The organism is Flavobacterium selenitireducens (assembly GCF_014748335.1).
Taxonomy (GTDB): domain Bacteria; phylum Bacteroidota; class Bacteroidia; order Flavobacteriales; family Flavobacteriaceae; genus Flavobacterium; species Flavobacterium selenitireducens.
The window spans coordinates 1-8,473 of the sequence record NZ_JAAVIY010000024.1; the positions used below are offsets into that span (position 1 = coordinate 1).

At 49.2% G+C, this 8,473-nt stretch carries 7 protein-coding genes and 2 rRNA genes; 4 read left to right on the plus strand and 5 right to left on the minus strand.

The features are described from left to right. The 4 genes from HC229_RS16340 to HC229_RS16355 all read left to right on the plus strand — a co-directional run. Positions 1 to 110 (plus strand): 23S ribosomal RNA (locus HC229_RS16340); the annotation flags it as partial. Positions 111 to 220: 110 nt separating this feature from the next. Continuing rightward, positions 221 to 330: ribosomal RNA gene (rrf, locus tag HC229_RS16345) — 5S ribosomal RNA — on the plus strand. 403 nt (positions 331 to 733) lie between these two features. Continuing rightward, a complete protein-coding gene (locus HC229_RS16350) occupies positions 734 to 1,231 on the plus strand; it encodes a hypothetical protein (RefSeq protein WP_191021579.1) in 498 nt (165 codons plus the stop codon). Position 1,232: 1 nt separating this feature from the next. Further along, positions 1,233 to 1,967 (plus strand): LVIVD repeat-containing protein, encoded by a 735-nt coding sequence (locus HC229_RS16355; RefSeq protein WP_191021580.1) that lies wholly within the window; start codon positions 1,233 to 1,235, stop codon positions 1,965 to 1,967. Here HC229_RS16355 and pafA read toward each other — a convergent pair. The 5 genes from pafA to HC229_RS16380 form a co-directional block, all read right to left on the minus strand. Further along, a complete protein-coding gene (pafA, locus tag HC229_RS16360) occupies positions 1,957 to 3,633 on the minus strand; it encodes an alkaline phosphatase PafA (RefSeq protein ID WP_191021581.1) in 1,677 nt (558 codons plus the stop codon). The genes HC229_RS16355 and pafA overlap by 11 nt on opposite strands. A gap of 44 nt (positions 3,634 to 3,677) precedes the next feature. Further along, entirely contained in the window at positions 3,678 to 4,724 is a 1,047-nt protein-coding gene (locus HC229_RS16365) for a phytase (protein ID WP_191021582.1), read from the minus strand. Between the two features lie 49 nt (positions 4,725 to 4,773). Further along, positions 4,774 to 7,590, minus strand: a complete 2,817-nt coding sequence (locus HC229_RS16370; protein ID WP_191021583.1) for a TonB-dependent receptor — start codon at positions 7,588 to 7,590, stop codon at positions 4,774 to 4,776. Between the two features lie 136 nt (positions 7,591 to 7,726). Further along, positions 7,727 to 8,155 carry a DUF4268 domain-containing protein gene (locus tag HC229_RS16375; RefSeq protein ID WP_191021584.1) on the minus strand — a complete coding sequence of 143 codons (429 nt, stop codon included), beginning with the start codon at positions 8,153 to 8,155 and terminating at the stop codon, positions 7,727 to 7,729. Positions 8,156 to 8,246: 91 nt separating this feature from the next. Continuing rightward, a partial coding sequence (locus HC229_RS16380; protein WP_191021585.1) for a hypothetical protein occupies positions 8,247 to 8,473 on the minus strand: 227 nt, incomplete at its 5' end.

Genomic DNA, 8,473 nt, shown 5'->3' on the forward strand with positions numbered 1-8,473 from the left:
AGATGAGATTTCTTTTAAGGGTCGTGGAAGATGACCACGTCGATAGGCTACAGATGTAAAGGCAGTAATGTCATAGTCGAGTAGTACTAATAACCCGTAAGCTTATGTGCACTCCACTCCGCCCGCAAGGGCGGAGGGACACTTTCTAACACACTTTGTCTATTTTTATCCCAGTTTGTCAATAATATAATGTGATCGAAAATCCGATCGCGTAACGACTTAAGGTGGTTATTGCGGCGGGGCTCACCTCTTCCCATCCCGAACAGAGTAGTTAAGCCCGCCTGCGCAGATGGTACTGCAATTTTGTGGGAGAGTATGTCGCTGCCTTTCTTTTAGAAACCCTTCCCGGAAACAGGAAGGGTTTTTTGTTTTATACCGTTGCTCCAAATGTGACGGGAGGGTTGTCAGCGCGAACGGGCAAGGCAAACAAAGGATTTTTTGTAGAAAAATGACCGCCAACTTCTTGTCCTGGCGCATCCGGACGGGTTGCGTGAGGGATGGAAGCGGCATCCTTTTGCCTAAACCGCAAAGGTTTTTACCCGAAAAAGCGACGAAAAAGAGGCTGAACCTTTGCGGTTTGGCAAAAGATACAGCGGACAGCCCGACGGCGGCACCACCGCTTCTTCTACTTTATTTGCTCGTGAAGACGCCGCCGGCACGCCAAAAAACAATCTCATAACATATTGGGACGCAACCTTTTTACCGAGGATGACTCTAAAGTCAAAACCGACCAATGAAATACAAATGTACACTTTTAGCACTGCCGCTATTTTTTGCCGGCTGCATCGGATGGAATAACGTCGACGATTCCGTTCCCAATTCGAGAAACTACGAACCGCAAATCATGGAGCGGGAAATTTTCGAAAGTTCGGTACAACTGATGCCGGCACAGAATGTCCAGAAATCCGGAAAGATTTATATTCAGGGCAATCTGCTCGTCGTAAATGATGTAAATCGCGGGTTCCACATTTACAATTATGCGAATCCTTCCCAGCCGCAACCTCTTGCATTCCTGAACATTCCGGGCGCGACCGATGTCGCCATACGGGAATCCACGATCTACATCAACCAAGCGGTAGATTTGGTTACCGTACAATACGACGCCGACAACAATACCTTATCGCTCAAAGACCGCAACCGTAATGTCTTTCCTCAAAAAATGGCACCTGATGCGAGTTATGCCGCACTCGAAGAAAACGAAATCATTATCAACTGGACACCAATCGACTGACATGAAAAAAATAGTACTACTCCTGTTATTTGCAATCGCGTTGGTGGCATGTTCCTCAGACAGCGACGGCTTATCGCCTGGAAAAGGTGACGGACAAGGCGGCTCGCTTGCCATTTTTGCGCTAAAAGGCAATTATCTGTATACTGTAGACCACAGCACGCTCAACGTGTTTTCGGTCATCGATCGCAACCATCCCGTAAAAGTGAATGAAATCCAGATAGGATGGGACATCGAAACACTGTTCAGCTTTGGTGAGAATTTGTACATCGGTTCGCGTGACGGCATGTATATTTATTCGGTCGCCCAGCCTGAAAACCCGACTTTTTTATCGAGTGCTCAGCATATGAGGGCTTGCGATCCGGTCGTTGCCAATCAAACCCACAGTTTTGTGACGCTTCACTCCGATGCGGCGTGCGGCGGCCCGTTGAACGTGCTGCAAGTTTATGACACACAGAATTTGTTAAGTCCCGTACTTATCCATCAACGAAATCTTACAAAGCCGCGTGGATTGGGACTTTATCATGATTACCTGTTCGTTTGCGACGATGTTATCAAGGTGTTCGACATTGCGAATCCTGGCGAGCCCGTTTTGGTGACCGCCATTCCGAAAAATTGTTTTGACGTAATCATCAAAGGTGACGCGCTTTTTGCAATCGGCGACCAGGCGGTTTTCCGATATCAACTGAATCCTGCAGATATCGAAAATATTACGTTCAAAAGCCAGGTTACTTTTTGAGAATCATATCGGAAATAGGTTTGCCGACGGTGGCATTGGGAAAACTGATGTGTAACAAATCGCTTACCGTTGGCGCGATGTCGCTGATGTAGACCGGGGCCGACGACGATCCGTTCCTGATTTTCCATCCGAGCCACAACAACGGAACGTGGGTGTCGTATGACCATCCACTCCCGTGCGTCGTCCCTTTGTGGGCGGAATATTCGCCTTCGAGCCATCCGGGTTGCAGCATGATGGCGATATCGCCCGAACGCTTCGGATGGATGCCGTTTGCGATGCGGGAATGATGCTCGTTACCGGATGTTACAATAGCCTCGGGATCGTGAATATCCCAGACTTCCTGTATGCCCGGCAATTTCTTTACATATTGGCGCAACTTCTGTACGATGGCAGAAACGTCGGCTTTTTTTTCGTCGATAGTCTTGTAGTTTAGATAGATTTGCTGGCTTCCGTAATCCTCAATCCAGTCGCCTTTCCCAAAGTTTTCGCTCACGAATTCGTTGAGTTGTTTCTTAAATTCCGTTTCCGGAAGAAATCCTGCCGGGACGCCATTATCGGTCAGGTAGTCCGGAGTTTGGGCGGCTCCGTGGTCTGCGCTGAGGAAGATCAGCACGTTTTCCATTCCGATATTTTTGTCGATATAGGAAAATAAACGTTCGAGATCCTTGTCTAATCGGACGTATGTGTCCTGCAATTCAATGGCATTGATGCCGAACTGGTGCCCGACGTAATCCGTGGAGGAAAAACTCAACGCCAGGAAATCCGTGTATTTGCCTTTTCCGAGATTTTCCTTTTGGATGGCCTCGAGCGCAAAATCGAGCGTGAACGTATTGCCCATCGGAATCTTCCGCAGTAGTTCATATCCCAGGTTCTTCCGTATTTCAGGCAAATTATGAGGGAACTTCCCCGTTGTTTCTCCTTTGAAATTGTTGCGATAGTCATCTCCGTCCGCAAGGCCCAATTTGTAACGCTCGATCGGGTATACCGTTTCCCATGGCTTTGACAGATAAAAATCAGGAAGCTTTTTTGCGTTAAAATCCTTTACCCACTGCGGTAAGTCATCGGCATAAAACGAACTCGTGACGAAATTTCCGGTCGTGTTGTCGAACCAGTACGCCCCGGTTGGCATGTGACCGGCCGGCAAAACCGATCCGCGGTCCTTGAGGCAAACGCCGATAACTTTGGATTGTTTGTTGTTCGAAAGTCGCAATTCGTCGGTGACCGTCGTCGACAGTAAACTCGCCGGAGACATTTTTCCGGTCGAGGCCTCAGTCCCTACAGATTTCACGTTCGGGTCGCTCACGCAATACCGCACTTTGCCCCAACTCCTGTCGTACCAATCGTTGGAAATGATGCCGTTGAACGCAGGAACGCTTCCCGTATAAATGGCGGCGTGTCCCGGTCCCGTGTAGGTCGGAACATAATTGTAATTTGTGTTGCGGCAATCGAATCCCTGTCTTAGAAATCGTTTGAAACCGCCTTCCCCATAGTATTCCGCAAATCGGTAAACGTAGTCGGCGCGCATTTGATCTACGACGATCCCGATTACAAGTTTTGGTCTTTGAATTTCCGATTTTCCTTTTTTTTGGGCCATGGAGGCGAGTCCGAAAAACAAGAGAGCAATCGCAACAAACGATTTTGAGACAGAAAAATGCGTGGTGGGCATAAGCAGGTTTTTGGATGGCAAAGTTACGACATAAGCCGGAATTTCTAATTTCTTTGTGCGTCGATACGCTGTTGGATTTGACGCCAGTCATAAAGGTGGAAAACCATACCATTGCTCATGGCCACCAAAAATCCTTGAGGAAAAACACTGTTCAGCGGTAGGCTGATCGCGTCGGCTCCGTCGCATTCGATCGTCGAAACGGGAACTTCGGCAAGCAACGGGTGTTCATTCGGTTTTCCTGGAATTCCTTCTCGCGGATACACCATGAAAGTGTTGGCCTGTTGGTTGGAAATCAGGATATATCCGGTTTTCTCGCCCGTTTTGTAAATGGCAATGCCTTCGTGGTCGCTCGCAAAACCGGTTTGCCCGAAAAACGCCAGTTCCTCGTTGGACGCTTTCGGGTCGGCGTAATATTTCCGGATTCCGACGGTTTCGTCCGAACAATACACAAACTTGGCTTCATTGTCTACAGCGATCGCCTCGATTTCTTTTTTGCCGCTGAACTTTCCGAATTTTCGCACGACCGAAGCTTTTACGCCTCCGTTTCCGCTATCGGACAATTCGTATTGCCACAGATAATGTTCGGACGGGCCGGTCTTTCGACCGACGATGGCGTAGATTTTTCCGTTTTCCGAAGTATAGAATGCGATTCCCATAGGGCTTCGTTCGGTTTCTCCGTCAAAAAGCGCGATTCCGCCGTTGTCGACGGGTGTCAAATCGGGAAGGCTGAAAACGCGCAGGGAATTCGTTTCGCGCTCCGTCGTGGCGACGATGTCTGTTTTTTGTCCGCTGATTTCCAGACCGTAAGCCACATCGACATTGTTCGGCCGTTTCAAAGGGATCGATTTTCGGATAATTTTCCCGCTCAGGTCATAAACGTACAATCCTCCGTCTGAATCCTTGTCCGTGCCAATAATCAGGCTCGCCGACGGATTTTTGGGATCTACCCAAATTGCGGGATCGTCCGTATCGTGAGGCGTTTTTTGGGTTACGACGGTTGGCGCGACCGCATCGGGACGCACAGCCGCGAGTTTGCTTCCCGAACAAGCTGAAACCGTTACGGCAAATCCTATGTAAACTATTTTCTTCATAATAAATGGCAAGCGCCGACGAAGATCACCGACGCTAATTTAGTCAATATTAAAAATCCAGTTTGAGCCCAAGGTTGAAACGCGACTCGTAGAATTCGAGCTGTCTCAAACGCGACGACGTTCCTTGATAATAGCGCAACGGCTGATTCGTAAGGTTATTGGCTTCGGCGAAAATGCGGAGGTTCGGCGTGATCTTGTACGAAGCGTTCGCATCGAGGAAGAACTGTCGGTCGTAATAGGAATCATTGAATGGTTCCGAGCCAAGCTCGTCGAGGTAATCGCTTGTGAAATTTCCGGAAACGCGTATCGAAAAGCGCTTGTTTTCCCAAAAGAGCGACGCGTTGAACATATGGGGAGCCGTCCCAGGAAGTTCGGTATCGAGGCGTTCGTTTCCGTCTTCGTCCGTGATGCCGTCGGCTTTTGAATGGGTGTAAGTATAGTTAAGGTAGATGCCGAAATCTTTAAGGAAGCGGCCAGGCAAGAAGTCGAACTGGCGTTGGAACGACGCTTCAAACCCATAAACGTCCACGCGGTCGCCATTGCGCGACTGGATGAACTCCCATTCTTCGCCAACCGGGATCGGATTGGCCTGGTCCGGGAAACTGTTGGCGAAATCGTCAGATGTGAATCCGGAATTATTGAACGTGTAGATAAAATCGTCGAGTTTTTTATAAAACGCTCCTGCCGACAATATTCCGACGGATTTGAAGTATTTCTCCACCATAAAGTCGACGTTGTAGGCGAACGTGGCATCGAGGTTCGGATTGCCCGCCGCTATTTCGGAATCTTCGGCGATGATGTCGACATAAGGCGCCAATTTGTAATAATCGGGACGCGCCAACGCGGTTGTAAAGGCGGCTCTTAAGACGAGATCGTTTGCCGCTTCGTATCGGAAAGACAAATTTGGAAGCACATTCGTGTAGGAGTTCTCTGTATTGATCCTGCCATCGAGTTCCGATTCGTCAAGCACACGGTTTCCAGTGTAATCGATTTTTGTATTTTCTATGCGGACGCCCAAAATCATCGACAATTTGCCCGTCAGATCCTGATCCCATCTCACATAACCCGCGTAGATATTTTCTTTCGCGTTGTAATTCACAGCTAGATATTCCGACGGTTCTGCCTCCGATTCAAACAAAGCGGTATTTCCCAAATCAAGCCCGCCAAGGTAATTTGCGGAGACGAATGTTCCCGACGCAAACTGGCTTCCCGGATTGAACCCGTTGCCGTCGTAAAACACCGTTTGCACGTCCGCCAACGATTCCATTCCGGCGATTGGCGTGTAGGAGAAGAAGCGGTTATTGCGGGTTTTTTCCTTTAAGCGCAAACGCCCTCCGATGCGGATTCTGCCTTTTTGATCGGGCATGATCGAAAACGGAAAACGAAGGTTTAGGCGTGCGCCCCATTCTTTTTCTTCTGTGTCATCCGTATTTTGCGTAAGTTCATCGAGTTCGGACGCGGCCAAATCTTCACCAATCGGTGTGAACACTGGTTTCTTAGGATCACTCAGATCGGAAAGAATTTCGAGGTCTTCCAGTACATAGCTGATGTAGCGTTCGTTCGGACGATATTCGCGCGCTTTTGCGAAATTCACGCTCCAATCCATGTCGACCGAAGGCGAAATTAAGTGTTCGCCCCGAAGCGAATAATTCTGCACACGCTGGTCTTCGAGACGCCTGCTTTTGTTGCGATCGTTGTCAATACCGCCTTTGGTCTGACGCGTGACGCTTCCTGAAAATCCGACGAGAGTTTCTTCGTCCTCACCATAAATAGGATCGAGGGAAACCGTTCGTGCGTAGCGATTTTCGCGGTCGTCCCTCCAGTTGTAGATGGCGCTGGCAAAAAGGCTATGGTTGTCGTTGAACTTGTAATCGGCGGCGGCCGAAAAGCTCCTTCGGATGCGTTGTACGTCGTATTTGCGGATATCGGCCTCTTCCACGTAAGTGTTGCCGAAATCATCGCGCGACCAGGCAGCTTCGATGTTATCGGACCCGTAATCGTTGCTGTTGACCGAACCGCTGAGGACGATCCCGAATTTGTTGTGCAGGAAACGGTTTCCGTAAACCAGGCCGGCCGTGTAAATTCCCTTTTCGCGAATCGGGCCGTAGCCGCCAGCGACCGTGGCTGAAATGCGCTGACCGTTTGGAGTCGCTCTCGTCACGAGATTGACTGAACCTCCGATTGCGTCGGCGTCCATATCCGGCGTCAGCGTTTTGTTGACCTGAATCGTAGCGATCATGTCGGAAGGGATCAAATCCATCTGAACGTTTCTGTTGTCGCCTTCCGCGGACGGAATCCTGTCGCCGTTTATCGTAACCGAATTCAGCGAAGGTGCCAATCCGCGAATGATGATATTGCGCGCTTCTCCCTGATCGTTCTGCATGGTCACACCCGTGACGCGTTTCAAGGCATCGCCGATATTGGCGTCAGGGAAGCGCCCGACCTGGTCCGATGAAATCACGTTGGTGATGTTGCGGTTGTTTTTTTGCTGGTTGAGCGCCCGCGATTGTCCTTGCGCCCGGTCGCTCGCCACGACGACTTCTTCGAGATTTTGGGTATTCGGGCTCAGTTGAAGATTCAGGACGGCAGTTTTGCCGGATTCGACGGTCACATCGCCGGTTTGGGTTACGTAACCGATATAAAGTACTTCGACCTGGTATTTTCCGGCGGGAACGTTGAGGAATTCAAAGTCCCCGATCTGGTCGGAAATCGTATAGCGGTTGTCGCCCACGATTTTCACGGTGGCGCCCGGAAGCGAGAAATTGTTGTCTTTTTCTGTGACTTTGCCGGAAATCACGCCGTTTTTTTGTGCGTGCGACGCCAAAGCGGACATCGACAGCACAAAACAGAGTAGCCATCTTTTCATGGAATTGGTTGTTTAGGTTTCGGGTGCGAAATTATCGCCACGGTTTAAACAACCCGTTAAGGGCATATTGTGATTAGGTTTTGGAAAGTGGCCCAAACGCTAAATTTGGGTTAGCGAAGGCTCGCGAATGTCAATTTCAGATGTCTTTGATAAAATCTTCAAACTCGAAAAAGAAGCGTTCGAAGACATCCATTTTGTCGTTGAAGAAATCGAAAATCTCGTCCCATGTCGCGCGGTTGTTGACACTGATCCCGGACTTTTCGACCCAAACCTTACTCAGGGTTTTGTTTTCGAGGTAGACATCTTTTTCGAAAATGGCTTCCGGTTCGTATTCGTCGAGCAGAATCGCTTGCAACGACAGCAGTTTATCGAAGTAGGCGTAGCGCTTTTCCGTATCGCGGTTCTCCATCGAGAACATGACTTCGGCTTTTTTGTTGTCTACATGGAATTTAAGGGAGAAATCTTTGATTTTGGTGTCGTACAAAACCCATTTGCGTGGATACTTTTCGGCAAAAGCGATCCAGAATTCGTGTTTGATGCGTTGGGCTTCTTCTTTTGAGTACATGAGGCAAAGATAGGCAATTAGCGAATGGGGCAGTTAGCGAATTGGTGGGTGAGGTGATTTGATGCGAAAATTAGATGATGAGATAATTGGATTAGGTTGGTGTGTTTTGCGGCTCCGCTTCGCTGCGCCGCTGGTCTTTTTTTTTGCCGCGAATGCGCGAATCTTCGAAGATTTTTTGTTGGGCGTTTTGCGGCTCCGCTTCGCTGCGCCGCTGGCTTTTCTTTTGCCGCGGATGCGCGAATTTTTTAATGATTTTTTGTTGGGCGTTTTGCGGCTCCGCTTCGCTGCGCCGCTGGCTTTTTTTGCCGCGAATGCGCG